At 69.6% G+C, this 25654-nt stretch carries 22 protein-coding genes; 4 read left to right on the forward strand and 18 right to left on the reverse strand.

Annotated features, from left to right (window positions below):
- Positions 1–2: 2 nt before the first annotated feature.
- From H9L17_RS06185 to H9L17_RS06195, 3 genes are read right to left on the reverse strand one after another with little or no spacing between them, the layout of a single operon-like run.
- Positions 3–683, reverse strand: a complete 681-nt coding sequence (locus H9L17_RS06185) for a type IV pilus inner membrane component PilO (protein ID WP_187571461.1) — start codon at positions 681–683, stop codon at positions 3–5.
- Positions 680–1306: a PilN domain-containing protein gene (locus H9L17_RS06190; RefSeq protein ID WP_187571462.1), complete on the reverse strand. Its 627-nt coding sequence runs from the start codon at positions 1304–1306 to the stop codon at positions 680–682. The genes H9L17_RS06185 and H9L17_RS06190 overlap by 4 nt, the downstream gene beginning before the upstream one ends.
- A complete protein-coding gene (locus H9L17_RS06195; protein ID WP_187571463.1) occupies positions 1306–2364 on the reverse strand; it encodes a pilus assembly protein PilM in 1059 nt (352 codons plus the stop codon). Before H9L17_RS06195 ends, H9L17_RS06190 begins: the two co-directional genes overlap by 1 nt.
- 240 nt (positions 2365–2604) lie before the next feature.
- On the opposite strand from H9L17_RS06195, the gene H9L17_RS06200 reads away from it, so the two are divergent.
- Positions 2605–5118, forward strand: coding sequence for a penicillin-binding protein 1A (locus tag H9L17_RS06200; RefSeq protein ID WP_187571464.1), 2514 nt, complete (start codon positions 2605–2607; stop codon positions 5116–5118).
- A gap of 81 nt (positions 5119–5199) precedes the next feature.
- Complete coding sequence (locus tag H9L17_RS06205; RefSeq protein ID WP_187571465.1) at positions 5200–5868, forward strand: hypothetical protein; 669 nt, start codon at positions 5200–5202, stop codon at positions 5866–5868.
- A gap of 67 nt (positions 5869–5935) precedes the next feature.
- Here H9L17_RS06205 and H9L17_RS06210 read toward each other — a convergent pair whose 3' ends face one another.
- From H9L17_RS06210 to H9L17_RS06260, 11 genes are all read right to left on the reverse strand, one after another.
- Entirely contained in the window at positions 5936–7225 is a 1290-nt protein-coding gene (locus H9L17_RS06210) for a citrate synthase (RefSeq protein ID WP_187571466.1), read from the reverse strand.
- A gap of 201 nt (positions 7226–7426) precedes the next feature.
- A complete protein-coding gene (locus tag H9L17_RS06215) occupies positions 7427–7669 on the reverse strand; it encodes a type B 50S ribosomal protein L31 (RefSeq protein WP_187571467.1) in 243 nt (80 codons plus the stop codon).
- 96 nt (positions 7670–7765) lie between these two features.
- Positions 7766–8704 carry a nucleoside hydrolase gene (locus tag H9L17_RS06220; protein WP_187571468.1) on the reverse strand — a complete coding sequence of 313 codons (939 nt, stop codon included), beginning with the start codon at positions 8702–8704 and terminating at the stop codon, positions 7766–7768.
- 30 nt (positions 8705–8734) lie between these two features.
- Positions 8735–9865 (reverse strand): NAD(P)/FAD-dependent oxidoreductase, encoded by a 1131-nt coding sequence (locus H9L17_RS06225; protein WP_187571469.1) that lies wholly within the window; start codon positions 9863–9865, stop codon positions 8735–8737.
- Between the two features lie 9 nt (positions 9866–9874).
- On the reverse strand, positions 9875–10408 hold the full coding sequence (locus H9L17_RS06230) for a protein tyrosine phosphatase family protein (protein ID WP_187571470.1): 534 nt from the start codon (positions 10406–10408) through the stop codon (positions 9875–9877).
- A gap of 1 nt (position 10409) precedes the next feature.
- A complete protein-coding gene (locus H9L17_RS06235) occupies positions 10410–10763 on the reverse strand; it encodes a carboxymuconolactone decarboxylase family protein (protein ID WP_187571471.1) in 354 nt (117 codons plus the stop codon).
- Between the two features lie 15 nt (positions 10764–10778).
- A complete protein-coding gene (trxC, locus tag H9L17_RS06240) occupies positions 10779–11222 on the reverse strand; it encodes a thioredoxin TrxC (protein ID WP_187571472.1) in 444 nt (147 codons plus the stop codon).
- A complete protein-coding gene (locus H9L17_RS06245) occupies positions 11219–14458 on the reverse strand; it encodes an efflux RND transporter permease subunit (protein WP_187571473.1) in 3240 nt (1079 codons plus the stop codon). The genes trxC and H9L17_RS06245 overlap by 4 nt, the downstream gene beginning before the upstream one ends.
- The gene (locus H9L17_RS06250) at positions 14451–15530 is read right to left on the reverse strand and encodes an efflux RND transporter periplasmic adaptor subunit (protein WP_187571474.1); all 1080 of its coding nucleotides are present in this window, start codon (positions 15528–15530) and stop codon (positions 14451–14453) included. The genes H9L17_RS06245 and H9L17_RS06250 overlap by 8 nt, the downstream gene beginning before the upstream one ends.
- 11 nt (positions 15531–15541) lie before the next feature.
- Positions 15542–15757, reverse strand: coding sequence for a YgaP family membrane protein (locus H9L17_RS06255; protein ID WP_187571475.1), 216 nt, complete (start codon positions 15755–15757; stop codon positions 15542–15544).
- Positions 15758–15782: 25 nt separating this feature from the next.
- Positions 15783–17072 (reverse strand): NAD(P)/FAD-dependent oxidoreductase, encoded by a 1290-nt coding sequence (locus H9L17_RS06260; protein WP_187571476.1) that lies wholly within the window; start codon positions 17070–17072, stop codon positions 15783–15785.
- Positions 17073–17199: 127 nt separating this feature from the next.
- On the opposite strand from H9L17_RS06260, the gene H9L17_RS06265 reads away from it, so the two are divergent.
- Together H9L17_RS06265 and H9L17_RS06270 are read left to right on the forward strand one after the other, a co-directional pair.
- Entirely contained in the window at positions 17200–17547 is a 348-nt protein-coding gene (locus tag H9L17_RS06265) for an ArsR/SmtB family transcription factor (protein WP_246455176.1), read from the forward strand.
- A gap of 1 nt (position 17548) precedes the next feature.
- Complete coding sequence (locus H9L17_RS06270; protein WP_187571477.1) at positions 17549–18430, forward strand: MBL fold metallo-hydrolase; 882 nt, start codon at positions 17549–17551, stop codon at positions 18428–18430.
- A gap of 110 nt (positions 18431–18540) precedes the next feature.
- Here the strand turns inward: H9L17_RS06270 and recG are convergent, their stop codons facing one another.
- The 4 genes from recG to H9L17_RS06290 all read right to left on the reverse strand — a co-directional run bounded on the left by recG (position 18541) and on the right by H9L17_RS06290 (position 25561).
- Positions 18541–20634, reverse strand: coding sequence for an ATP-dependent DNA helicase RecG (gene recG, locus H9L17_RS06275; protein WP_187571478.1), 2094 nt, complete (start codon positions 20632–20634; stop codon positions 18541–18543).
- Between the two features lie 52 nt (positions 20635–20686).
- Positions 20687–23125: a TonB-dependent receptor gene (locus H9L17_RS06280; protein ID WP_187571479.1), complete on the reverse strand. Its 2439-nt coding sequence runs from the start codon at positions 23123–23125 to the stop codon at positions 20687–20689.
- Between the two features lie 76 nt (positions 23126–23201).
- On the reverse strand, positions 23202–24338 hold the full coding sequence (locus H9L17_RS06285; protein ID WP_223158085.1) for an SO2930 family diheme c-type cytochrome: 1137 nt from the start codon (positions 24336–24338) through the stop codon (positions 23202–23204).
- The gene (locus H9L17_RS06290) at positions 24338–25561 is read right to left on the reverse strand and encodes a parallel beta-helix domain-containing protein (protein WP_187571480.1); all 1224 of its coding nucleotides are present in this window, start codon (positions 25559–25561) and stop codon (positions 24338–24340) included. Before H9L17_RS06290 ends, H9L17_RS06285 begins: the two co-directional genes overlap by 1 nt.
- Positions 25562–25654: the final 93 nt, after the last annotated feature.

The raw sequence follows: 25654 nt of genomic DNA on the forward strand, positions 1-25654 counted from the left end.
GGTCACTTGCCCTCCTTCTTGGCGGCGTCGGCCGCGGCCGCTTCGGATTGCGCCGCTTCATCCTCGTCCAGATAGCGGTAGGTCTTGACCGTGCCGGCCAGCTCCAGCGCACTGTTGGCGCCGATGCGGGCGTTCGGGTTGTCCTTGGTCTTCTTCGGCTGCAGCGAGATGTCGTGCATCGTCATGATGACCACGCGCGGCAGCGAGGCCACGCCGCTGACGAAGGCGCCGAACTGGTGGTAGGTGCCCACCATCCGCAGCATGATCGGCTTCTCGGCGTAGAACTCCTGCTTGGCTTCCGGCCCCGGCTGGAACAGGTCGTTCTGGATGCCGGTGGCCAGCGCGGTCTGCGAGATGTCCACGATCAGGTCGGGCATTTCGGTCTTGCTGGGCAGCTGCCGCAGCATCTGCTGCAGCTGCTGCTCCATCTGCGCCAGCTGCTGCTTGAGCGGTTCCAGGTTGGCGGCGCGGCCCTGCTTGGTCTCGAACTCGGTGCGCAGGTCGGTTTCCTGCGATTCGAGCGTCTTCAGCTCGTCCTGCTTGCCGCGCACCATCACCCACCACGCCAGCACCACGATCAGCAGCGCGACCAGCCCGCAGAAAATCAGCTGCGCCTGGCGCGGCCAGTTGCCGATGTTGTTGATGTCGAGTTCGCGAAAATTGATCTTCTTCTTGTTGTTCACGACGCGGCTCCTCCAGCAGCAGGCGCGGCGGCCGGCGCGGTCGCGGGCGTCGCCGCCTCGCCGTCCTCATCCTTGGGCGCGTTCGGGTTGGCGAGCTTGACCTTCAGATTGAACTCGTAGGGAAGGCCGGGATTGCCTTCCTTCGCCTCGATCACGTTGAGGTCGGGGTTGGTCATCCAGCCCGAGCTCTCCAGGTTGCGCATGTAGGTGGACACGCGCGCGTTGGACTGCGAGCGGCCGCTCAGGGTGAGGATGTCGCCTTCCTGCTTGATCCCTGTGAGCGCCACGCCGTCGGGGATGGTGCGCACCAGCGAATCGAACAGGTGCACCATCTGCGAGCGGTTGGACTGCAGCTGCTCGATGACTTCCTTGCGCGCCAGCAGCTTGGACTTCTTCTGGTCGAGCGCCTCGATCTCCTTGATCTGGCCGTCGACCTTGGTGATCTCGCCGCGCAGGTACTCGTTGCGGGCGGTCTGGCTGGAGATGCGGCCGCTGTAGAAGCTGTAGATCAGGAACGACAGCAGCACGCCGGCCGCGACGGCCAGCCCCAGCATGCCGATGAATTCCTTCTGGCGGGCCTTGCGGCGCTCTTCGCGCCACGGGAGGAGATTGATCCGTGCCATCAGTCAAAGCTCCTCAGTGCGAGCCCGCAGGCGATCATCAGCGCCGGGGCGTCCTGCGCCAGCGCGTGCGCCTGCACGCGCGGCCCCAGGGTCATCTGCGCCAGCGGATTGGCCATCACGCTCGGGATGCCCAGTTGCTCCTCCACCATCGCGGCGATGCCGGGAATGGAGGCGCAGCCGCCAGCCAGCACGACCTGGTCGACGCGGTTGAATTCGCTGCCGGCGTAGAAGAACTGCAGCAGGCGGCTGACCTGCTGGACCATCGCTTCCTTGAAAGGGTCCAGCACTTCGATCTCGTAGCTTTCCGGCAGCCCGCCCTGGCGCTTGGCCAGGCCGGCTTCCTCGTAGCTCAGGCTGTAGCGGCGCATCACCTCGTCGGTGAGCTGCTTGCCGCCGAAGACATTTTCGCGGGTATAGATGCTGCGGCCGCCACGCAGGACGTTGAGCGTGGTCATCGTCGCGCCGACGTCGACCAGCGCCACCAGTCCGTCGCGCGGGACGTTCAGGGTGGGCGCCATCAGCGCGAAGGCGTTCTCGATGCAGAAGGCCTCGACGTCGATGACCTTGGCGGTCAGCCCGCCCAGTTCCAGCGCCGAGGCGCGCACTTCGACGTTCTCGGAGCGCGAGGCCGCCAGCAGCACCTGCACCATCTCGCTGTTGCCGGGCATCGGGCCCAGCACCTCGAAGTCGAGGTTCACTTCCTCGACCGGGTACGGGATGTAGTTGACCGCCTCGAGTTCGATCTGGGATTCCATCTCGTCCTCGTCCAGCGCGGCCGGCATCGAGATCACCTTGGTGATCACCGATGAGCCGGACACCGCGGCGGCGGCGTTCTTGACCCGCGTGCCGGAGCGGGCCACGACGCGGCGGATCGCCTCGCCGACGGCCTCGACCTCGACCAGATTCTTCTCGACCACCGCATTGGGCGGCAGCGGCTCGACCGCGTAGTGCTCCACGCGGTAGCGATCGCCGGTGCGCGCAAGCTGCAACAGCTTGACCGCGGTCGAACTGATGTCCACGCCGATCAACGGCGGTTGCGTCTTCGTCCCCAGAACCACGGTATCTCCCCTTGCCACGGGCGCTTACGCGCCACAGGTGCTGTAATACATGAATAACGGACTTTTCACGCCAAGGCAACCGGTTTCGGTCGATCGCCCCGTCGCGCGCCCTCCATTCTGCCCTGTCCGGTTTCCATATACGCATGCGCGAACGGGAACCGGCCACCCCCGTGGGCCGGCTGCTGCCAGCGCCTAATCTATACTCCGCGGCTCCGCCTGCTGCAATCGGAATCTGCATCCATGCCCCGCCTCCCCCGCCTGCTGCGCTGGCTTCTCCTGGGCGCCGCGCTCGCCTGCCTGGCCGGCGCGCTCGCCTTCGGCATCGTGGTCTATGCGGTCAGCGCCCGCCTGCCGGACGTGCAGAGCCTGCGCAGCATCGAGCTGCAGGAACCGATGTACGTGTACGCCAGGGACGGCCGCCTGATCGGCCTGTTCGGGGAGATGCGGCGCTATCCGGTCGAGATCGGCAAGGTCCCGCCGCGGGTCAAGCAGGCCTTCCTGGCCGCCGAGGACGCCAACTTCTACCAGCACCACGGCATCGACGTGAAGGGCGTGCTGCGCGCGGTCTGGCTGCTGGCCAAGACCGGCGGGCAGGAGCGGGTGGCCGGCGGCTCCACCATCACCCAGCAGGTCGCCAAGCAGTTCTTCCTCAGCTCCGAGTACAGCTTCCGCCGCAAGTTCGCGGAAATGCTGCTGGCGATGAAGATGGAGCGGGAACTGGACAAGGACGAGATCTTCGAGCTGTACCTCAACAAGAGTTTCTTCGGCAACCGCGCCTACGGCGTGGCCGCAGCCGCCGAGTACTACTACGGCAAGCCGCTGGACCAGCTGACCCTGGACGAGGCCGCCACCCTGGCCGGCATCCCCAAGTTCCCGTCCAGCGGCAATCCGATCAGCAATCCCGAGCGCGCCCGCCTGCGCCGCGACAACTACATCCTGCCGCGCATGGCCGAACTGGGCTTCGTCAGCCGCGCCGAGGCAGACGCGGCGCGCCGGGCGCCGATGCACGCCGCGCCGCACGAGCGGCAGATCGAGGTGTACGCGCCCTACGTGGCCGAGATGGTGCGCCAGCAGATGGTCGAACGTTTCGGCGGCGACGTGCTGAACAAGGGCTACCACGTCATCACCACCATCGACCCGACCCTGCAGGCCGCCGCCGACCGCGCGGTGATCGACGGCCTGCGCGTCTACGACCACCGCCACGGCTGGCGCAAGCCGGAGCAGACGGTGCAGGTCCCGAGCGGTGCCGACGCCGCGACCATCGGCCGCCTGCTGCGCGGCACGCCGACGCAGGGCGGCCTGCTGCCGGCAGTAGTGACCGGCAATGCGGGCGGCAGCCTGCACGTCGTGCTGGCCAACGGCAACGAGCTGGACCTGGCCGGCAAGGCGATCTTCTGGACCGGCAAGCCGGCCTCGGCGCTGGCCCAGCCCGGCGACGTGGTGCGCGTGCGCCGGCTGCCCGACGACAAGCCCGATGCGCCGGCACAGTGGGAAATCGAGCAGCTGCCGCGCGCGCAGGTGGCGCTGGTGTCGCTGGACGCCGACAACGGCGCGCTGCGGGCGCTGGTCGGCGGCTACAGCTTCGCCGGCAACAAGTTCAACCGCGCCACCCAGGCGCGCCGCCAGCCGGGCTCCAGCTTCAAGCCGTTCCTGTACGCGGCGGCGTTCGAGCGCGGCTTCAACCCGGCCTCGATCGTGCTGGACGCGCCGGTGGTGTTCAAGGACCGGCGCGGCCACGAGTGGCGCCCGCAGAACGATTCCGGCAACTTCGCCGGCCCGATGCGCATCCGCGAGGCCCTGGTGCAGTCGCGCAACCTGGTGTCGGTGCGGCTGCTGGACAGCATCGGCGTGGACTATGCGCGCCGCTACATCAGCCATTTCGGCTTCGACGAGGCCAGCCTGCCGCCGAACCTGTCGATGTCGCTGGGCACCGCCTCGCTGACTCCGCTGTCGGTGGCGCGCGGCTATACCGCCTTCGCCAACGGCGGCTTCCTGGTCACGCCCTGGGTGATCGACAGCGTGCGCGACCGCGACGGCCGCGAGGTGTTCAAGGAGCATCCGCCCACCGCCTGCCCGGCCTGCGCCGCGTCGGCGCTACCCGGCCAGACCGCCACCGTGGCGGCGTCGGGCAAGGTGGACGGCTTCGACCTCGGCCCGGCCGGCACCGCGCCGCCGGCGGCACCCGCCAAGCCCGCGGACGCCGGAAAAGCCGCCAACGCGATCCCCGCCGCCGACGCCAAGCCCGCCGATCCCGACCTGCTGGTCGCCCCGCGCGCGATCGATCCGCGCGTGGCCTGGCAGCTGGCCTCGATGATGCGCGACGTGGTCAAGCGCGGCACCGCCACCGCCGCCAGAGTCCTGAACCGCGAGGACATCGGCGGCAAGACCGGCTCCACCAACGACCACCGCGACGCCTGGTTCTCCGGCTTCGGCGGCCCCTACGTCACCACCGTGTGGGTGGGCCGCGACGACTTCCGCTCGCTCGGCTACCGCGAATACGGCGGCAAGGCGGCGCTGCCGATCTGGATCAGCTACATGCAGACGGCGCTGAAGGACCAGCCCGAGCGGCTGCCCGACCCGCCCGAGGGCATGATCAAGGTCAGCGTCAGCGCCAGCGGCCGGCTGCTGCCGGGCGACGGCGGCGGCATCGTCGAATGGGTGAAGGCCGAGGACCTGCAGCGCATGGAAGAAGAGGCGCTGACCCAGCCGGAGACCGACGAGCAGCCGACCGAGGAATCGTTCGACATCTTCTGACGCGGCCGGCGGCGGCGGCCGGCGCGGACACGCTCACGCCGGCTCGGGTACAGTCTGCCCAGGCCGCAGTGGAGAGTCGCGATGTCGGATGCCCGCCAGCACGCCCACGCCCACCTGCACGCCCAGACCCGCGTCCGCGAACGCCGCCAGCGGCTGGCCCACGAGGCCGCCCGGCTGATGGCCGAAGGCGGCATCCGCGACTTCCAGATGGCCAAGCGCAAGGCCGCGCAGCGGCTGGGCATCCACGACGACGCCTCGCTGCCGCGCAACCGCGAGATCGAGGACGCGCTGCGCGAATACCAGCGCCTGTTCCTCGGCGACAGCCAGCTTACCGAACTGCGCCGCCGCCGCGAAGCCGCCCTGCGCGCGCTGGAGTTCTTCGCCGCGTTCGAGCCGCGCCTGGTCGGCCCGGTGCTGGACGGCACCGCCGACGCCCATTCGCCGGTCGCCCTGCACCTGCACAGCGACGATCCCGACGCGGTGCCGCGCTGGCTGGACGAGCACGGCATCCCCGCGCAGGCGCGCAGCCGCCACCTGCGGCTGGACCGCGAGCGCGACCTCGACGCGCCGGCCTGGCTGTTCGGCGCGGAGGGGCTGGCCTTCGACGCCACCGTGCTGCCGCTGGACGGATTGCGTCAGGCGCCGCTGTCCGGCGTCGACGAGCGGCCGATGCGCCGCGCCTCGGCATCGCAATTGCGCGCGCTGCTGGCCGAGGACGAGATCGCCGGCTACGAAGCCGGCACGCCCTGAACCGGACCGCCGCCCAAACGAAAACGCCCCGCGATGCGGGGCGTTTCGGATCGCGCGGGAAACGGGCTCAGCGCTGGCCCATCGCCACGTAGTCGCGCTGGGCCGAGCCGGTGTAGATCTGGCGCGGACGGCCGATGCGGTTCTCCGGATCCTCCTGCTGCTCCAGCCAGTGGCTGACCCAGCCGGCGGTGCGGGCGATGGCGAACATCACGGTGAACATCTCCACCGGGATGCCCAGCGCCTTGTAGATGATGCCGCTGTAGAAATCGACGTTCGGGTAGAGCTTGCGCTGCACGAAGTAATCGTCCTTCAGCGCCGCCTCTTCCAGCTTCATCGCCACGTCCAGCAGCGGATCGTTGACGCCCAGCTCGCCCAGCACCTTGTAGGTCATCTCGCGAATGATCTTCGCTCGCGGGTCGAAGTTCTTGTAGACGCGGTGGCCGAAGCCCATCAGGCGGAAGCCGGATTCCTTGTCCTTGGCCTTGTCCACCGCCGACTGCACGCTCTCCGGGCGGCCGATCTCCTCCAGCATCTTCAGCACCGCCTCGTTGGCGCCGCCGTGCGCCGGGCCCCACAGCGCGGCCACGCCGGCGGCGACGCTGACGTAGGGGTTGGCGCCGGTGGAGCCGACCAGGCGCACGGTCGAGGTCGAGGCGTTCTGCTCGTGGTCGGCGTGCAGGATGAACAGCAGGTCGAGCGCCTTGGCCGCCACCGGGTTCAGCTCCAACGGCTCGCTCGGCACTTCCTTCATCATGTGCAGGAAGCGGGTGGTGTATTCGAGGTTGTTACGCGGGTAGCGGATCGGCCAGCCGATCGAATAGCGGTGACAGGCGGCGGCGATCGTCGGCACCTTGGCGATCAGGCGGATCGCGGCCAAGCGGCGCTGGGCCGGGTCTTCGAGGTCGAGGTCGTTGTGGTAGAAGCTCGCCATCGAGCCGAGCATGCCGACCAGCATCGCCATCGGATGCGCATCGTGGCGGAAGCCGTACAGGAAGGTCCGGAACGCCTCGTGCATCATCGTGTGGTGGGTGACTTCGTGCTCGAAGCCCTCCAGCTGCTGCGCGTTCGGCAGGTCGCCGTGCATCAGCAGGTAGGCGACCTCGGTGAAGCTGGACTTCTCGGCCAGCTGCTCGATCGGGTAGCCGCGGTACAGCAGCACGCCGGCGTCGCCGTCGATGTAGGTGATCGCGGACTTGCAGCTCGCGGTCGCGCCGAAACCAGGATCGTAGGTGAAGCAGCCGGTTTCCTTAGGCAGCTTCGCGATGTCCACGCAGGGCTGGCCCAGGGTCGGCTTCAGCACGGGCAGGGCGACCGATTTGTCGCCTGCGGTCAGGGTGATCTGGTCAAGTTCGGACACGACGCAACTCCAATCTGGTGTGCGCTGCACGCGGCCCGCGGGCCATGCGCCGGCGCATGGGAAAACGGAATTATCGCATAGCCGCCCGCCTGCGACCCTGGACGAAAGTCGCAGCCGCCTGATCCGGATCAGGCCGTCGTGCCGGAAAAACGGAAACGGCCGCCCGGAGGCGGCCGTTCCTGCACAGCGATACGCGCGCGCTTACTTCTGGTAGCGCTTGCGGAACTTGTCCACGCGGCCGCTGGTGTCGATCACCTTGTTCTGGCCGGTGTAGAAGGGGTGCGAGGACGACGAGACTTCCACCTTGACCAGCGGATACTCGTTGCCGTCTTCCCACTTCACCGTCTCCTTGCTGGAGAGGGTCGAGCGGGTCAGGATCTTGAAGTCCGAGGTCACGTCCTGGAAGACGACGTCGCGGTATTCGGGATGGATGCCGGCTTTCATGGCGTAAAACCTGAATTGGAACGGGACGGAGCCGCGTATTGTAGCGGCTCTTTGGCCGCCGGCGCAACTGGCCCGGCGCGACGCGCCCTTCCCGGCTCAGGAAGCGGCCAGGGCGCGCTCGATCGTGTCCTCGAACCGCCGCTGGTCGTAGCGCATCAGGATCGCCGCGTTGTCCGCCCGGCCGCCCTGCCGGTTCCAGTCCACCACGGTGGCGCCGCGGGTGTGGATGCCGGCCACTTCCACCGCCAGCGGCCGCTCGACCATCTCCAGCGCGCCCTCCGGCTGCAGTGCCAGTGCCATCGCCAGCGCATCGGCGGCGTGCCAGCGTTCGCCGCGGCCCTGCCTCGACCAGGCGCGGGTATGCGCGGAGATGCCGGCGTAGAACCGGGCCCGCGGCGAGTCCGCGGCCAGCCAGCGTTCGGCATCCCCGTGCAGGAATCCGTGCGCCAGCACCGCTTCCCAGTCGGCCAGCTCGATCCTCGGGAACGCGGCGAACACCACGTGCGCGGCCTCCGGATCGAAGGCGATGTTGAACTCGGCCGCCGGGGTAATGTTGCCGTGGGCGGTCACCGCGCCGCCCATCACCACGCAACGGGCGACGCGCTGCGGCAGGGTCGGGTCGAGCTTGAGCGCCAGCGCGAGGTTGGTCAGCGGGCCGAGCGCGACCAGCAGCAGCTTGCCCGCGTGCTCGTGCGACAGGCGCAGGATGGCGAGCGCGGCGTGCTCGGCCTCGGCGGAGCGCGCGGCCCTGGCGTAGCCGGTGTCGCCGAAGCCGTCGCGGCCGTGCACGTAGGCGGCGTCGCGGGCCGGATGCACCAGCGGGGCGTCGGCGCCGGCGAACACCGGCACGTCGACGCCGCAGACTTCGCACAGCTTCAGCGCATTGGCGACGGTGTGCTCCAGGCCGACGTTGCCGGCGGCGATGGTCAGGCCGACCACCTCGAAGCGCGGGTCGTCGAAGGCCATCAGCAGGGCCAGTGCGTCGTCCACGCCGGGGTCGGTATCGATCAACAGGGGAATGCGGGATTCGTTCATCGCCGCATTATGGACGCAACCCGCACGGGCTCAACGGTAGCGGCGCAGGTAGCGCTTCTCGAACATCGCCTTGGCCCAGTGCATCGCCCGCAGCGGCGGCAGCGCGCGACCGCCGCGCTCGCTGCGGGTCACCAGCATGCCGCGATCGAGCGTGTCGACGATGCACATCAACTCGCTGCGGAAAGGCTCAGTCGCCGGCTCGCCGCGCAGTTCACGCAGCAGGTTGCGGGCGGCGACCTCGGCGTGCAGATCGGCCTGGTGCGCCTGTTTGGGCATCCAGTCCGGGCCGGGAAAGCTGCCGCCGTCGCCGGCCACGTAGACATAGGCGAGCCCGGGCACGCGGCATTGCGCGTCGCCCTGCACGAAGCCGCCGGGCGAGCGCGGCAACGGCGTCGCGTCCAGCCACGCCTGTCCGGTCAGGCCGGGCATGAACAGGATCAGGTCGGCGTCGATGCGGCTGCGCTCCAGCTGCACCGCGCCGGGTTCGAAGCGCTGCGGCTTCTCGCCCAGCACCGTGTCGATGCCGCGCTTGCGCATCTCGCCGAGGATCATCCCCACCGCCTTCTCGCCCAGCCGCTGGCCGGGTTTCTCCGATGGACTGAAGAACACCAGCCGGAACCGCTCGCGGCGCCCCTGCCTGCGCAGCAGAGTGTCGATGCCGAAGACGAATTCGAAGATCGGGCCGCCGCGCATCGCGATCGGTTCGTTCGGATTGCTGCCGAAGCCGAAGCACAGCGTGCCGCCGTCGAGCGCGGCCAGCCGGTCGCGGATCGCTTCGCCGGCATCGACGCCTTCGCACGGAACGATCGCGTGCTCGATGCCCGGCAGCTTGCGGAGGAAGCGCGCGCCGGTGGCGACGATCAGCCCATCGTTCTCCACGTCGCCGGCATCGGTGTGCAGCACGCGACCGTCGGCCGACAGGCCGGTGACGCGTGCGCGATGGAAGGCGATCTGCTCGCGGCGCAGGAAGGCGTCCAGCGGCACCACCAGATCGGCGCGGCTGCGCTTGCCCGACGGCAGCCAGATCGTGCCCGGCAGGTAATGCAGTTCGGCGGCGGGCGCGACCAGCGTCAGGTCGGCCTCGCGCGACTGCCTGCGCAGGGTGCGCAGCGCGGTCAGGCCGGCGAAACCCGCGCCCACCACGGTGATGCGTGCGGCCATGCCGTTCTCCTAGTCGCCGATGCCCAGCGCCTGCCGCAGCCTGGCCTCGGTGCTGGTCATGCCGGCCTTGCGGCCCAGTTCCAGCGCGGCCTCCTTCGGCACGCCGTCGAAGTCCGCCTGCTCCAGCGCCAGCAGCGCGCCGGCGCGGTTGCCGCTGGCGCAGTGCACCAGCACGCCGCCGTGGCTCGGCGACAGCGCGTCGTGCAGCGCGCGCGCATTGGCGGCGGTGATGCCGTCCGCGCCGGCCACCGGGATTTCCACGTAGCGCAGACCGGCGGCGCGCACTTCGGCGGCCTCGTCGCGTTCCTTCAGTTCACCTGGCGGACGCAGGTTGACGACGGTGCGCACGCCCCGCGCGCGGATCGCCTTCCAGTCCGTCGCGGCCGGCTGGCCGGCGGTGTAGAGGCCGGGCAGCGGCTGCTTCAGTTCCACGGCGATTGCGGGCGCAACGGCGATCGTGGCCGCGCTGCCGGTGGGCGCATGTGCGCAGCCGGCGAGGAGTGCCGCAACGAGCGGCAGCGAAAACGCGATTCGACGGTTCATTTCATGCCTCCGTTTGCGGCGACAGTTCGTCGAAGGCGCGCAGCGCCTCCGCCGCATAGATCATCGACGGCCCCGCGCCCATGTAGATCGCCATCGACAGCGTTTCCAGCAGTTCCTCGCGGCTGGCGCCGGCCTTGATCGCGGCCTTGGCATGGAAGCCGATGCAGCCGTCGCAGCGCACCGCGACGGCAATGCCCATCGCGATCAGCTCCTTGGTCCTCACGTCCAGCGCGCCGGGCTTGAGCGCCTCACGCGCCAGCGCGGAGAAGCCGCGCATCGGTTCTGCCGCGCCTTCGCGCAGTTTGGCGATGGCGGCGTTGAGGTCGTCGATCAGGTCGGGAAAGGACTGGCTCACGCGGAACTCCTGCAGTCAAAGAAACTGGCGCGCCCAGCGCACGATGTCGGCCGCGCCCATCGCGCCGGACTGGCGCGCAAGCTCCCGGCCCTGCCGGAACAGTACCAGCGTGGGGATGCTGCGGATGCCGAAACGGCCGCCCAGCGCCAGCTGCGCCTCGGTATCCACTTTCGCCAGCCGAATCCGCGGCTCCAACTGCGCGGCGGCAGCCTCGAACTGCGGCGCCATCATCCGGCACGGGCCGCACCACGGCGCCCAGAAATCGACCAGCACCGGCAGCCCGGCGCGTTCGACATGGGCGTGGAAGCCGGCGGCGTCCAGCGCCAGCGGATGGCCGTCGAACAGCGCGGCGCCGCATTTGCCGCACTTCGGCGCGTCCGCCAGCCGCGCCTGCGGCACCCGGTTGAGCCCGTTGCAGCGCGGGCAGGCGATCACCACGGCCTCGACATTCGCATTCATTCCTGCACCTCCCGTTGCGCCTCGCGGCGCTTGAGCACGAAGTACAGCAATGGAATCACCACCAGCGTTAGCAGCGTGCTGACGAAGATGCCGAAGATCAGCGAGATGGCGAGGCCGTTGAAGATCGGGTCGTCGAGGATGAAGAACGCGCCCAGCATCGCCGCCACGCCGGTCAGCACGATGGGCTTGGCGCGCACCGCGCAGGCGTCGATCACGGCATCGACCAGCGGCACGCCGCGCGCGGTCTCCTGGTTGATGAAGTCCACCAGCAGGATGGAATTGCGCACGATGATCCCGGCCAGCGCGATCATGCCGATCATGCTGGTGGCGGTGAACTGCTTGCCCAGCAGCGCGTGGCCGGGCATCACGCCGATGACGGTCAGCGGGATCGGCGCCATGATCACCAGCGGCACCAGGTAGCTGCGGAACTGCGCGACCACCAGCAGGTAGATCAGCACCATGCCGGCGGCGTAGGCGATGCCCATGTCGCGGAAGGTCTCGTAGGTGATCTGCCATTCGCCGTCCCACTTCACCGCGTAGCCGCTGGTGTCGGATGGCTGGGCGATGAAGGTCTGCGCCAGCGTCTGCCCGGCGACCTTGTGGTCATCGAGCTGGCCGACGATGCCGAACATGCCGTACAGCGGGCTGTCGAGCTTGCCGGCCTCGTCCGCCGTCACGTAGACGACCGGCAGGCCGTCCTTGTGGTGGATCGCGCCATCCCACGTCGCACGCTCGACGCGCACCAGCTCCGACAGCGGCACCAGCTGTCCCTGCGCACCACGCACCTTCAGCGCCAGCAGCGAAGCCAATGTGGCCTGGTCCTGCGCCGGCAGCCGCAGGCGCACCGGGCGCGGGTATTTCGACGCGCCGTCGTGAACCCAGGTGGCATCGAAACCGGACACGGCCATGGCTATGGCGTCGGCGATCGCGGACTGCGGCACGCCGAGGCGCGCGGCGCGCTCGCGATCCACCACGATGCGTTCGCGCGGCGCGTCGGCCTCCACGCTGGTGTCGATGTCCACGATGCCGTCGCTGGCGGCGAAGCGCTCCTTCGCCAATGCGCGGGCGACGCGGCGCTGGCCGGCGTAGTCCGGGCCGTACACCTCGGCCACCAGCGGCGAAAGCACCGGCGGACCGGGTGGCACCTCCACCACCTTCACCGATGCGCCGTATTGTTCGCCGAGCTTCGCCAGCATCGGCCGCATCGCCAGCGCGATCTCGTGGCTCTGGCGCTCGCGGTGGTGCTTGTCCACCAGATTGACCTGCAGGTCGCCGACGTTGCTGCCGCTGCGCAGGAAGTACTGCCGCACCAGGCCGTTGAAATTGATCGGCGCGGCGGTGCCGGCATAGCCCTCGTAGTCCAGCACTTCCGGCACGCTGTCGAGCTTCGCCGCCAGTTCCACCAGCAGCGCGTTGGTGCGCTCCAGCGTGCTGCCTTCCGGCATGTCCACCACGACCTGCACTTCCGACTTGTTGTCCAGCGGCAGCATCTTCAGCACCACCAGCTTGAACACGGCCAGCGAGGCGGCCAGCAACACCAGCCCGGCCATCGCCGCGAACAGCAGGCCGCGCTTTTTTCCCGCACCATCGCCGCGCAGGAACGGCGACATCACCCGCTCGAACAGGCGATGCAGCCAGCCCGCTTGTTTCTCCTCGTGCGCATGCCCGGCCTGCGCGCCATGGCCGTGCCGCGCCAGCAGCTTCAGCGACAGCCACGGCGTGACGATCAGCGCGATGGCGAGCGAGAGCAGCATGCCCACCGAGGCGTTGATCGGGATCGGCCGCATGTACGGCCCCATCAGCCCGGACACGAAGGCCATCGGCATCAGCGCGGCGATCACGGTGAAGGTGGCGAGGATGGTCGGGCCGCCCACCTCGTCCACCGCCGATGGGATCGCCTCGAACAGCGATTTTCCGTCGCGCGCCATGTGGCGGTGGATGTTCTCGACCACCACGATGGCGTCGTCGACCAGGATGCCGATGGAGAAGATCAGCGCGAACAGCGAGACGCGGTTGAGGGTGAAGCCCATCACGTGCGAGGCGAACAGCGTCACCGCCAGCGTCAGCACCACCGCGCTGCCGACCACGACGGCCTCGCGCCAGCCCAGCGCGAACAGCACCAGCAGCACCACCGATGCGGTAGCGAAGACCAGCTTCTGGATCAGCTTCTGCGCCTTGTCGCTGGCGGTCACGCCGTAGTCGCGGGTGACGCTGGCCTGCACGCCGGCGGGGATCAGTTCGCCTTTGAGCTGCAAGATGCGCTTCGCGATCGCGGTGGTGATGTCGGCGGCGTTGCTGCCGGGCTTCTTCGCGATGGCGAGGGTGACGGCGGGCGCGATGCCCGCCTGCGGGCCGGCGCGACCGGGCGGCGCGCCGTGCCAGACGTAGCGGCTGGCGAGGTCGCCGCGCGGCTCGACGGTCGCCACGTCGGACAGCAAGAGCGGCTTGCCGTCGCGGCTGCCGATGACGATGCCGGCCACGTCGTCGGCATCGGCAAGATACGCGCCTGCTGTCACCGGCACCGCGCCCTGTACCGCGTCCACGCGCTCGCCTGCCTGCCGCACCGCGTTGGCCGCCTGCAATGCCTGCGCGAGTTCGTCCGCGCCCATGCCGTAGGCGGCCAGCTTCGCGGCGTCCAGCGTCACCAGCACGCTGCGGTCGGGCGCACCGATGGTGTAGACGTCGCGGGTGCCGGGGATGCGCTTGAGCTCGGCTTCCAGCGTGTGCGCCACTTCCGCCAGCGCGGTGGCGTCGACGTGCGGATCGTCGCTCCACAGCGTGAGCGCCATCACCGGCACGTCGTCGATGCCTTTCGGCTTGATGAGGGGCTGGCCGACGCCGGCGCGCTGCGGCAGGAAATCCGCGTTCGAGAACACCTGGTTGTATAGCCGCACCAGCGCCGGCTGGCGCTGCACGCCGACCTCGAATTCCACGGTCAGCACCGCCGCGCCGGGCCGGCTGATCGAATAGACGTGCTTGACGCCTTCGATCTCGGACAGCTTCTGCTCCAGCGGCGTCGCCACCCACTGTTCGACGTCGCGGCTGCCTGCGCCCTCGAACGGGACGATGACGTTCGCCATCGTGACGTCGATCTGCGGCTCCTCTTCGCGCGGAGTGATCGCCACCGCCAGCAGGCCCAGCAGCAGGCCCATCACCGCGAGGATGGGCGTGAGCGGATTGGCCTGGAAGGCGGCGGCCAGCCGGCCGGAGATGCCGAGGCGCTGCCGGTCAGTCATGGCGCGCGTCCGCCGCCTTGCGCTGCGCCGCGATGGCCTGCAGCGCGGCGACCGGATCGGCCGCCACCACCTCGCCCGCGCGCAGGCCGGCGATCACTTCGACCTCGTCGCCGGTGCGCGCGCCCAGCCGCAGCTGCCGCAGCAGCAGGCGGCCGTCCGCGACGACGTACACGGCGGACAGTTCGCCGCGCTGGGCAATGCTGGAAGCAGGCACGCGCAGGCCGGCATCCGCGTCCGCCGCATCGACCGCGAATACCACCTTGGCGGTGGTGCCCGGCGCGGGCGGCGCGCCCAGCGCGGGCAGCGCCACCCGCACGTTGACGCTGTGGCTGGCGGCATCCGCCGCCGGAAACACGATGACCTCGGCAGGCGTCAGCGCGCGGCCATCGGCCAGCCGCACCTGCGCGCGCGGATCGCGGCGGATCGCCTCGGCGCGGCTCTGCGGCACCGCCACTTCGATGCGCAGCGCGTCCGGCGCATGCACGCTGACCAGCGGCCTGCCGGGAGCGACGGTTTCGCCGGGCTCCACGTCGCGGCGTGCCACCACGCCGTCGAACGGCGCGCGCACCACGGTGTAGGCCGCCTGCTGGGACGCCTGCGCCAGCATGGCCGCCGCCGCGTTGCGCGCGGCCGCCGCCGAATCGCGGGCGGCGCGAGCTTGGTCGATCTGCGCCTTCGACACGTATTGGCCGTCAGCCAGCGCGGCGTAGCGGCGGTAGTTCTGCTCCGCTTCGGCGGCGGCGGCTTCGGCGGCGCGCAGCTGCGCGCGCGCCGCGTTCGCGCCGGCGTCCTGCTCCACCGCGGTGATCCGCAGCAGTACATCGCCGGCCTTCACCCGGTCGTTGACGTCGACGTTCACCGCCGACACCCGCCCCGCCGTCTGCGCCGCGAGGTCGGCGCGGCGCACCGCTTCCACCACGCCGTCCCAGCCGCGTCCCGGCAGCGCACCGTTGGCGGCCACGGTGAAGGTGGCCAGATCCTTCGGCAGCGGCGGCACGGCGGCCGGCTTGTCGGTGCCGCAGGCGGACAGCGCCAGCAGCGCGGGCAGCAGCAGGACTCGCAGGGTGCGCATGTCGCTATCCGTCAGCAGCGATTGCAGGACGACGCTTCGCCGCAGCCGACGCCGAGCCTTCGCATCACCATCGCCGCCGGGCAGAACCCGGTGAACGCGGACTGGAACAGGTTGGCGCCGACGAACACGGTCAGCCAGAAGAAGGCGGGGTGCACGAACTGCGTCAGCGCCACGCTGACCAGCACCATCACGCCGGCGAATGCCTGTACGGCACGGTCGAGGGTCATTGCATTTCTCCTTGGGGGTCGGGAATCAGCTGGAACGCTTCACGTCCTTCAGCCGCTCGATGCCGAGCAGGCCGAGGATGTATTTCTCGTAGATCGGCTCGCTGGTGCCGTTGCGCATCTTGTAGAGGAAGTACTTCTCGAAGCCGATCTTGGCCAGGTGCACCCACTTGCCGATCTTCGTCCACGTCACGTTGCGCGGCGGGATCTGCGGCAGCGCCACGAAGGCCGCGCCGGTGTCGCCCATGTCGGCCAGGCAGACCGCGTTCCACGTGCCTTCGTAGTCCGGCGTTTCGCCCCTCAGCTCGGCCTGGATGTTGCGCACGATGGTGGTGACCATCGACTCGATCATGAAGCCGGTCTTGGGCGCGCCGGTCGGCACCGGCGTGGCTTCCACCGGCGGGATCGCCACGCACACGCCGGCGGCGAAGATCCTCGGATGCCTTGGGCTGCGCTGGTGCCTGTCGACGACCACGAAACCGCGCGGATTGCACAGTCCTTCGATCGCCGCCACCGCGTCCACGCCCTTGAACGCCGGCAGCAGCATGGCGAACTTGAACGGCAGCGCGTGCGCTTCGCCCGGCTGGCCCTTGGCGTCGTGCTCGACCACCGTCATCTCGCCGTCGTGTACCTCGGCGACCTTGCTGTTGGCGATCCACTTGATGTGGCGCTGGCGCAGCTCGGACTCCATCAATCCCTTGGAATCGCCGACGCCGCCGAGGCCCATGTGGCCGATGTAGGGCTCGCTGGTGACGAAGGTCATCGGCACCTTGTCGCGCAGCTTGCGCTTGCGCAGGTCGGCATCGACGATCATCGCGAACTCGTAGGCCGGACCGAAGCAACTCGCGCCGGCCACCGCGCCGATCACCACCGGGCCGGGGTTGTGCAGGAACTGCTGGTACGCCTCCCAGGCGTGCGCGGCGTGCGGCGTGGTGCAGACCGACTGGGTGAAGCCGCCGTCGGGGCCGGTACCCGGCACCTCGTCGAAGGCCAGCTTGGGGCCGGTGCAGATCATCAGGTAGTCGTAGCCGATGCGCTCGCCGCCGCCGGTGACGACCGCGTTGGCGTCGGCATCGATGCGTTCCACGCCGCTGCCATCAAAGCGGATGCCGTGCCGGCCGACGTGCTCGGCCACCGACAGGGTGATCTCTTCCTGCCTGCGCCAGCCCACCGCCAGCCACGGGTTGGACGGCGTGAAGTCGAACGTCTCGCCCTTGCCCACCAGCACGATCTCGTGCCCCTTGCCGAGCGTCTCGCGCAGCTCGTACGCCGCGCTCATCCCACCCAGCCCCGCTCCCATCACCACGATCCTGGCCATCGCCCCGCCCCTTCCAGCACGCCGTTCCGGCAACGACATTAAATTAGCAATTGCTTATATTAGTGTCAACTGATATTTTGATGCCGGAACGACAGGCCACGCGGACGTCGGGTGGTACGGTAGACAGATGAGCAAACCCCGCCGCAAAGCCGCCCCCGCCATGGACCCCGAGCGGATGCGCGCGCACGCCGCCGACGCCGCGCAGCTGCTGCGCGCGCTGGCGAACGACAAGCGGCTGATGCTGCTGTGCCTGCTGGTGGAGGGCGAGCGCTCGGTGAGCGAGCTGAACGCGAAGGTGGACCTGAGCCAGTCGGCGCTGTCCCAGCACCTGGCGGTGCTGCGCGCGGACGGGCTGGTGGCGACGCGGCGCGAGGCGCAGACGATCTACTACTCGCTGGCGGATGGCCCCGCGCACCGCATCATCGAAACCCTGCATGCGATCTACTGCGGCGCCGACGCCGCCTGCGAGGCCTGACATGCCCGGCTCGCCCAGCGTCACGCCATTCTTCCACCGGGACAGCAACACGTGGAGCTACGTGGTGCGCGACCCCGCCTCGAATACGGCGGCGGTGATCGACGCGGTGCTGGACTTCGATCCCAAGGCGGCACGCACGTCCACGGCGTCGGCGCAAAGCATCGCCGAACGCGTCGCCGCCGATGGCCTGGACGTGCGCTGGCTGCTGGAAACCCACGCCCACGCCGACCACCTCAGCGCGGCGCACTGGCTCAAGACGACGCGCTGGCCGGACGCCACGCTCGCCATCGGCGCGGGCATCCGCAGCGTGCAGAAGACCTTCCGGCCGATCTTCAACCTCGGCGAGCATTTCCCGGTGGACGGCTCGCAGTTCGACCATCTGTTCGAGGACGGCGAAGCGTTCCGCATCGGCGCGCTGGACGCGCGGGTGATCGCCGTTCCCGGCCACACCAGCGACAGCAACGCCTACCTGATCGGCGATGCACTGTTCACCGGCGACTCGCTGTTCATGCCCGACGGCGGCACCGCGCGCTGCGATTTCCCGGGCGGCGACGCGGCCACGCTCTATCGCTCGATCCGCCGCCTGTTCGAGCTGCCCGACGCCACCCGCGTGTTCGTCTGCCACGACTACGGCCCGGGCGGACGCAAAGTGGCCTGCGAAACCACCATTGGCGAACAGAAGCGCGCCAACATCCACGTGCGCGACGGCGTATCCGAGGCCGAATTCGTGGCGATGCGTGAAGCGCGCGACGCCACGCTGGCGATGCCGGCGCTGATCCTGCCGGCCGTGCAGGTGAACCTCCGCGCCGGCGCGCTGCCGGAGCCGGAGGACAACGGCGTGCGCTATCTGAAGCTGCCGATCGACCATTTCGGGAAAGAATGAGCAGGGCATCCTTTGCTCGTCATTCCCGCGCAGGCGGGAATCCAGCTTTCCCAGAATCACAAAATTCAAGAGCTGGATTCCCGCCTGCGCGGGAATGACGAGTGCGCGCCTTACGCGGCGGCGTAGCGCGCTGCGCCGCCCACCCAACGCTCGATGATGCGGTGGGCGATATCGGGCTGCTCGCGCAGCAGCCGGTCGGCCAATCCGTGCACGCGCGGCAGCAGGTCGGCGTCGCGCGCCAGGTCGGCCATGCGGAACGCAGCCAGCCCGGTCTGACGGGTGCCCAGCAGTTCGCCGGGGCCGCGCAGCTGCAGGTCCTTTTCGGCGATGGCGAAGCCGTCGCTGGTCTGGCGCAGCGTGTCCAGCCGCTCGCGCGCCATCATCGACAGCGGCGGCTGGTACAGCAGCACGCAGCTCGACGCCGCGCTGCCGCGCCCCACCCGCCCGCGCAGCTGGTGCAGCTGCGCCAGGCCGAGGCGCTCGGCGTTCTCGATCACCATCAGCGAGGCGTTGGGCACGTCCACGCCGACTTCGATCACGGTGGTCGCCACCAGCAGGCCGAGTTCGCCGGCCTTGAAGGCGCGCATCGTCGCCTGCTTCTCCGCCGCCTTCTGGCGGCCGTGCACCAGCCCCACGCGCACGCCGGGCAGCGCGGCCTGCAGGGCCTCGAAGGTGGACTGCGCGGCCTGCGCCACCACCTCGTCGGACTCGTCGATGATCGTGCACACCCAGTACGCCTGCCGGCCTTCGGCGCAGGCATTGCGGATGCGCTCGACCAGCTCGGGGCGGCGTTCGGCGGACAAGGCAATCGTCGTCACCGGCGTGCGTCCGGGCGGCAGTTCATCGATGGCGGAGACGTCGAGATCGGCGTAGGCGCTCATCGCCAGCGTGCGCGGAATGGGCGTGGCGGTCATCACCAGCTGGTGCGGCACGCTGCCGCGACCCTTGTCGCGCAGCGCCAGGCGCTGATGCACGCCGAAGCGGTGCTGCTCGTCGACGATGGCGAGCGCGAGGTCATGGAAATCCACGCCTTCCTGCATCAGCGCATGCGTGCCGACCACCACCTGCGCCGCGCCGGATGCGACTTCCTCCAGCGCCTTCGCCCGCGCCTTGCCGGTCACCTTGCCGGCCAGCCAGCACACGCGCAGGCCCAGCGGCTCCAGCCAGGCGCGCAGGTTGTTGAGGTGCTGCTCGGCCAGCAGCTCGGTCGGCGCCATCAGCGCCGCCTGCCGGCCGTCGGCCACGGCGAGCAGCGCCGCCATCGCCGCGACCACGGTCTTGCCGCTGCCCACGTCGCCCTGCACCAGCCGCAGCATCGGGCGCGGCTGGCGCAGGTCGTCGCGCAGCTGCGCATAGACGCGCGCCTGCGCCTTCGTCAGCGCGAACGGCAGCGATTTCCTCAACCGCGCCACCAGCTTCTCGTCGCCGCGCAGCGCGCGCGTGCCCTCGGCCTGCAAGGCCAGTCGCTGCCGGCGCAGGCTGAGCTGGTGGGCCAGCAGCTCCTCCAGCGCCAGCCGCCGCTGTGCCGGGTGCAGGCCGCTTTGCAGCGCGGCGAGGTCGGCGTCGCGCGGGGGTGTGTGCAGGGTGAGGATGGCCTCGCGCAGCGACGGCAGGCCGAGTTCGCGCAGCCACGCCTGCGGCAGCAGCTCCAGCGCCGCTTCGTCCGGCAGCCGCTGCAGCGCCTGCAACACCAGCTTGCGCAGGCTGGCCGGGCCGATGCCCTCGACGGCGGGATAGACGGGATCGAGCGCCTCGCCCAGCGCGTGCTCGCCGTCGTCCAGCACGCGGTAGCTGGGATGCACGATCTCCAGCCCGAGCTGGCCGGGGCGCGGCGTGCCGTAGGCGCGGACGCGCGCGCCGACCGCGAACTGCGCCACCTGCTGCGCGCGGAAATGGAAGAAGCGCAGCACCAGCGTGCCGCGCCCGGCGTCGGACAGCGCCACGCGCAGCATCGGCCGGTAGCGGAAGCCGCGTTCCACCGCCTCGACGCGGCCTTCCACCTGTGCGGCCACGCCGGGGCGCAGGTCGCGGATCGCGGTCAGCGCGGTGCGGTCCTCGTATTCGCGCGGCAGGTGCAGCCACAGGTCCTGCAGGGTCGAAAGCCCGCGCGCGGCGAGCTTTTCGCGCAGCGCGGGGCCGACGCCGGCAAGAACGGAAAGCGGGGTGTCGGCACCCGCGATGGCGTGGAGGGGCGCTGCCGGCATCCCGCAAGGATGCCGGCGCGCGCGCGATTGCGCCAGTCCGCGACGGCGCGGATCAGTAGCGGTACTGCACTTCCAGCCCGACCTGGCGGGGCTCGCTGACGTTGGCGCCGACCGTGCCGAACACCGTGGTGCCGTACTGGTTCAGGCCGGTCACGTAGCGGTTGTCGAACACGTTGTTGGCGTAGGCCGCGACGCTCCAGGCGTCCTGCGGCGAGCGCCACTGCAGGAACAGGTCGGTGCGGTTGCTGGCGCCGCCGATGCGGAACGCCGCGTAGCGCCCGCAGTTGCCCTGGGTGGAGGACGCGTCGTTGCAGCGCGAGGCGCCGCGGTGGCCGTGCCGCGCCGATAGGGTCAGGCTGCCGGCGTCGTTAAGCTCGAAGCGGTAGCTGCCGCCCAGCGCATAGGAGAACTGCGGCTCGCCGGTCGGCTTGCCGGACAGGTCGATGCCCTCGGGGGTGACGTAGCGGTCGTAGGTGGAGTCGATCCAGCCCAGGTTGAAGTCGAACTGCAGCGCCGAGGTCGGGAACCAGCGCGCGCTCAGCTCCGCGCCGGTGGCGGTGAGGTCGCTGACGTTGGTGACGTAGCGCGGCACCGCCGAGCTGGTGTCCAGCCAGATCGCCTGGCGGTTGTCGTACTTGTAGCGGTAGGCCGAGGCTTCGAACTGGAAGCGACCGCCGGCCAGCGAGCGCTTGATGCCGGTCTCGAAGTTCCAGACATCCTCGTTCTCGAAGTGCGCGCCCGGCGAGAACGCGTTGTAGCCGCCGGCCTTGTAGCCCTTCGCCAGCGAGGCGAACAGCATGGTGTCGTCGGTCAGGTGGTAGTCGACGACGAAGCGCGGGCTGAAGTCGCTCCAGCTGTTGGAGGCGCGGTTGAGCACGCCCTTGTTGGCCATCGAGATCGGATCCTGGAAGGCCAGGTCCATCGCCGCCAGCATCTCGGCGCTGAGCGGCATGCCCGCGTCCTGGCCGACCGCCGCCAGGATGCCGGCGTCGTCCAGCACCTGCAGCGCAGCGTTGAGCGCGTCGGCGCTGTGGTAGCCGTTGTACCAGGTGAACTTCTTCTGGTCGCGGGTGTAGCGCAGGCCGAAGGTCAGGTTGAGCTTGTCGGTGGCGTGCCAGATCACGTCGCCGAACGCGGCGTAGGCGGTGGAATGCAGGGTGTTGTCGTAGGACTCGGTCCACGGGTTGCCGAGCAGCTGCACCGGCACCTCGTACATGTCCGCCACCATCTGCAGCACGCTGAAGATCGGCACGCCCAGCGCGTACATCGCCGCGGTGTCGACGCTGCTGCTGTTGAGGTCGACGATGCTGGACTGCTTCGCGTTCTCCTTGAACCAGCTGGCGCCGGCCACCCAGTCGATGCGGTCGGTGTTGCCGCTGAACTTGAATTCCTGGTACCAGGTGGTGTTGTCCTCGACGTTGTTGGTGTCGATGTAGAGGTACTGCCGGTTGGTGGCGTCCTCCTCGGCGCGGTTCATCGTCTCGTAGTGGCGCCAGGCGGTGGTGGAGGTCAGCCGACCCCATTCGAAGTCGTGCTCGATCTGCAGCGTGCTGCCGTCGAAGTCGCGCGTCTCGTCGTTGCCGGCCACGTCGGTGTAGGCCGGCATGTCGAAGGGATTGCGGTAGTGCGCCGGATCGGCCGGGAACTCGGGCAGGCCGGTGTCCGGATCGAGGTCGACGATGCCGATCGACGGGTGCGAGCGCTGGTCGAGCTTCTCGTGGTCCCAGCTCAGCAGCAGCCGGGTGTTGTCGCCGATGTTCCAGCCGAATGCCAGCCGCAGCGCGTCGTTGCGGCCGTCGTCCAGGCGCTTGCCGGTGGCGGCGTCGCGCAGCCAGCCGCCGGTTTCGTCGTGCAGCGCGTTGATGCGCAGCGCCATGGTGTCGTTGAGCGGCGCGTTGAAGGTGCCGTCGATGTGGCGGGCGTCGTGGTTACCGGCGCGCACGCGGATGCGGCCCTCGTTTTCCTGCGACGGGCGGCGGGTGATGATGGAGATCGCGCCGGCGGCGGTGTTGCGGCCGAACAGCGTGCCCTGCGGGCCCTTCAGCACTTCGATGCGCTCGACGTCGAGGAACGGCAGCACGGTGCCACCGCCGCGCCCGGCGTACACGCCGTCCACGTAGACGCCCACGGTGGGATCGGTGCCGATGCCGATGTCGTCGGTGCTCAGGCCGCGCAGCTTGAAGCGGGTCTGGGTGGCCTGGCCGTCGCTGACTTCGAGGCCGGGGACGAAGCTGTCGAGGTCGCCGATGGTGGACGCGGCGGTGGTTTCGATGGCGCTGGCGTCGAGCACCTGCAGCGCGATCGGCACGTCCTGCAGTTCCTGCTCGCGGCTCTGCGCGGTGACCACGATCCGGTCGAGGGTGGTGGCGTCCTTCCTGTCCTGCGGCGCGTCCTGCGGTTTGTCCTGCGCCTGCGCGGACAGCGCCGCGGACGCCAGCAGCGAAGCCAGCAAGGCGCGGCGGATGCTTCCGGCCAGTTTGTCGTACGTCATCGCAAGTCCCCTCTGGTTGGATTCGCGTGCAGTGCCGCGAACGGTTGTCGTTATCGGTTCCGTCGTTGCGGAGCGGTCAGCTCCCGCAGTCCTGCGCCGGCATCGCCGCGATCCAGTCGCGGATCAGCGCGACGCCTTCCGCGTGGACGACGCTGCGCCCCAGCTCCGGCATCATCACTCCCGGATCGACGCTTTCCATCCGGTACGGCAGGATCGAATCGTCCGGCTTGCCGGGCGCGATGTCCCAGGGCCGGTTGCCGGTGCCCTGGCCGGCGGCGATCGGCAGCTTGCAGCGGCCCAGTCGCAGCAGGTCGCGGGTGGTGGCGTCCAGCCACATGCCGGAGGTGCGCGCCGCGCCCTTCCGGCTGTGGCAATGGCCGCAGTTGATGTCGAGGTACGAGCGCGCGCGCGCATCCAGCGGCGCGGCCGGATCGTCCCACGACGGATTCTTCGGCAGCTCGCCCGCCGGCACGTCGGTGAGGTAGCCGATCTTCTGCCAGTGCGCGAGCTGGTTCTCGCTGCCGGCGCCGGGATAGGCGAAGTCGCGGTTGAGATGGCGCGCCTTCGGCCCGATCGGGAAGATCGCCTTGGACTTCAGGTCGGTGCCGTGGCAGCCGGCGCACTGGTTCTCGTCCGGCACGGTGTAGTCCACCTGTGCCTTGCTGCCGTCGGCGGCAAGCAGGGTCAGCGACAACAGCTCGCCGCTGCGCATCAGCCGCGCCTCGGTCTGCTCCGCGTTCCACACGTAGGGCAGCGCGATCCAGCCGGCCTCGCGCCGCACCAGCAGCCGCGTCTCCACCAGCCGCACCTTGTCCAGCGCCAGGCCGCCGTCCGGCTCCGGGCCGGTGTCGGCGCTGCGCAGCACCACGTCGCCGCCGCGTCCGCCGTCGGGCACGGGGTAGTAGAAGGTCTTGCTGATGATGGTGCCGACCGGGAAGTCCAGCGCGTCCACCGGCTGGTAGCGCGCCGCCTTGCCTTCCGGCATCCACACCGTGCGCAGCTTGTGCGCGTAGTCGGTGAACAGCGGCGAGTCCAGCGTGTACGGCTCGACCCGCGCGTTGAGGCGCAGGCGGCCGTCGGCCACGTAGACCACGTTCCAGTCGGACAGCCGCTCCGGCATGCCCTCGGCGAAGAACGCCACCGGCGCCGGCGCGCGCGTGCAGGCGGCCAGCAGCGCCAGCCCCAGCGCGGCGAGGAAGCGACGCATCGGCATCAACCGCGCTTCAGGTCGACCGCCGGCAGCGACGGCAGCGCGCAGTCGAAGGGCTTGGCGTCCTTGCTCGGGTTCTTGTAGCCGCCGGGACCGTCGGCGTTGAGCACGCCGGACACGCCGCGCAGGCAGAGTTGCGGGCCTTCCTTGCGCTGCGGGTTGACGTAGCCGTCGAACAGCACGTCCGGGAAATGGCCGCCCAGGCCGTACATCGCCACCTTCAGCGCCTTGAAGTCCATCCGGTCGGGCGAGTCGCCGCCGCCGGACAGGCGGTTGTCGTGCACGTAAATGCGCTCCGGGTACGGATCGAACTCGCCCGAGGCCTTGTCGTCCTTGTAGCCGGTGGAATACACGCTGGAGACGATGATGTTGGCGGTCTGGTTGTCGGCGATGTCGTTGTCGAAGATCTCGATGTTGTCGTTCGAGTTGATCACCACGCCGCTGCCGGCCGGCACGCTGGCCACCGGCGTGCCCTTGGCGCCGAAGTTGTCGAGGTTGTTCTGGAACACCTTGTTCCGGAACACGCGGATCGCGTCGCCCTGCTGGGTCAGCGCCGGCATGTTGAACACCAGGATGCCGCCGGTGTTGCCGGTGGCCACGTTGTCGTAGACGTCGGCGTTGATCGTGTTCTCGATCTCGATGCCGGCCACGTTGCGCTCGGCGCGGCTGCCGCGGACGATCACGTCGCGCGACTGGCCGACGTAGATGCCGGAATCCGACGCGCCGATCGCCACCGAGTTCTCGATCAGCACGTTCTTGCACAACACCGGGTACAGCCCGTAGCCGCCGTTGCTGGTCTTCGGCCCGCCGGTCCACTCCACCCGCACGCCGCGCACGGTGACGTTCTCGGCCTGGCTGATCTTGAAGCCGTCGCCCTTGCTGTCCTCGATCGCCAGGTTTTCCAGGGTGAAGCCGTTGGCGTTCACCAGCAGGCCCTCGGCGCCGGCCTTCTGGCCCTTGAAGCTGAGGATCGACTTGTCCATGCCCTGCCCGCGCAGGGTCACGCCGTCCACGCGCAGGCTGAGGCTGCGGTCGAAGTGGAAGGTGCCGGCCGGCACGTCGATGACGTCGCCCGGCTTGGCGTCCAGCAGCTTGTTGCGCAGTTCGGCGGCGAAGCCGGCCTCGGCTTCGGCCTTGCCGGCCGGCGCGGCGTCTCCGCCCTGCTTGCCGCAGCCCGACAGCGACAACGCGAATCCGATGGCCAATGCGACGCAGGTACGCTTCATGTCTTGTTCTCCTCCCCGGATGCCGAAGTGTGGGCACGCGGGCCCGCGCATGCCTAGGGGACATTCGCCCTAGAATGGGGGCGAAACGGACAG

The sequence above is a fragment of the Thermomonas brevis genome, from assembly GCF_014395425.1.
In the GTDB taxonomy this organism is placed as follows: domain Bacteria; phylum Pseudomonadota; class Gammaproteobacteria; order Xanthomonadales; family Xanthomonadaceae; genus Thermomonas; species Thermomonas brevis.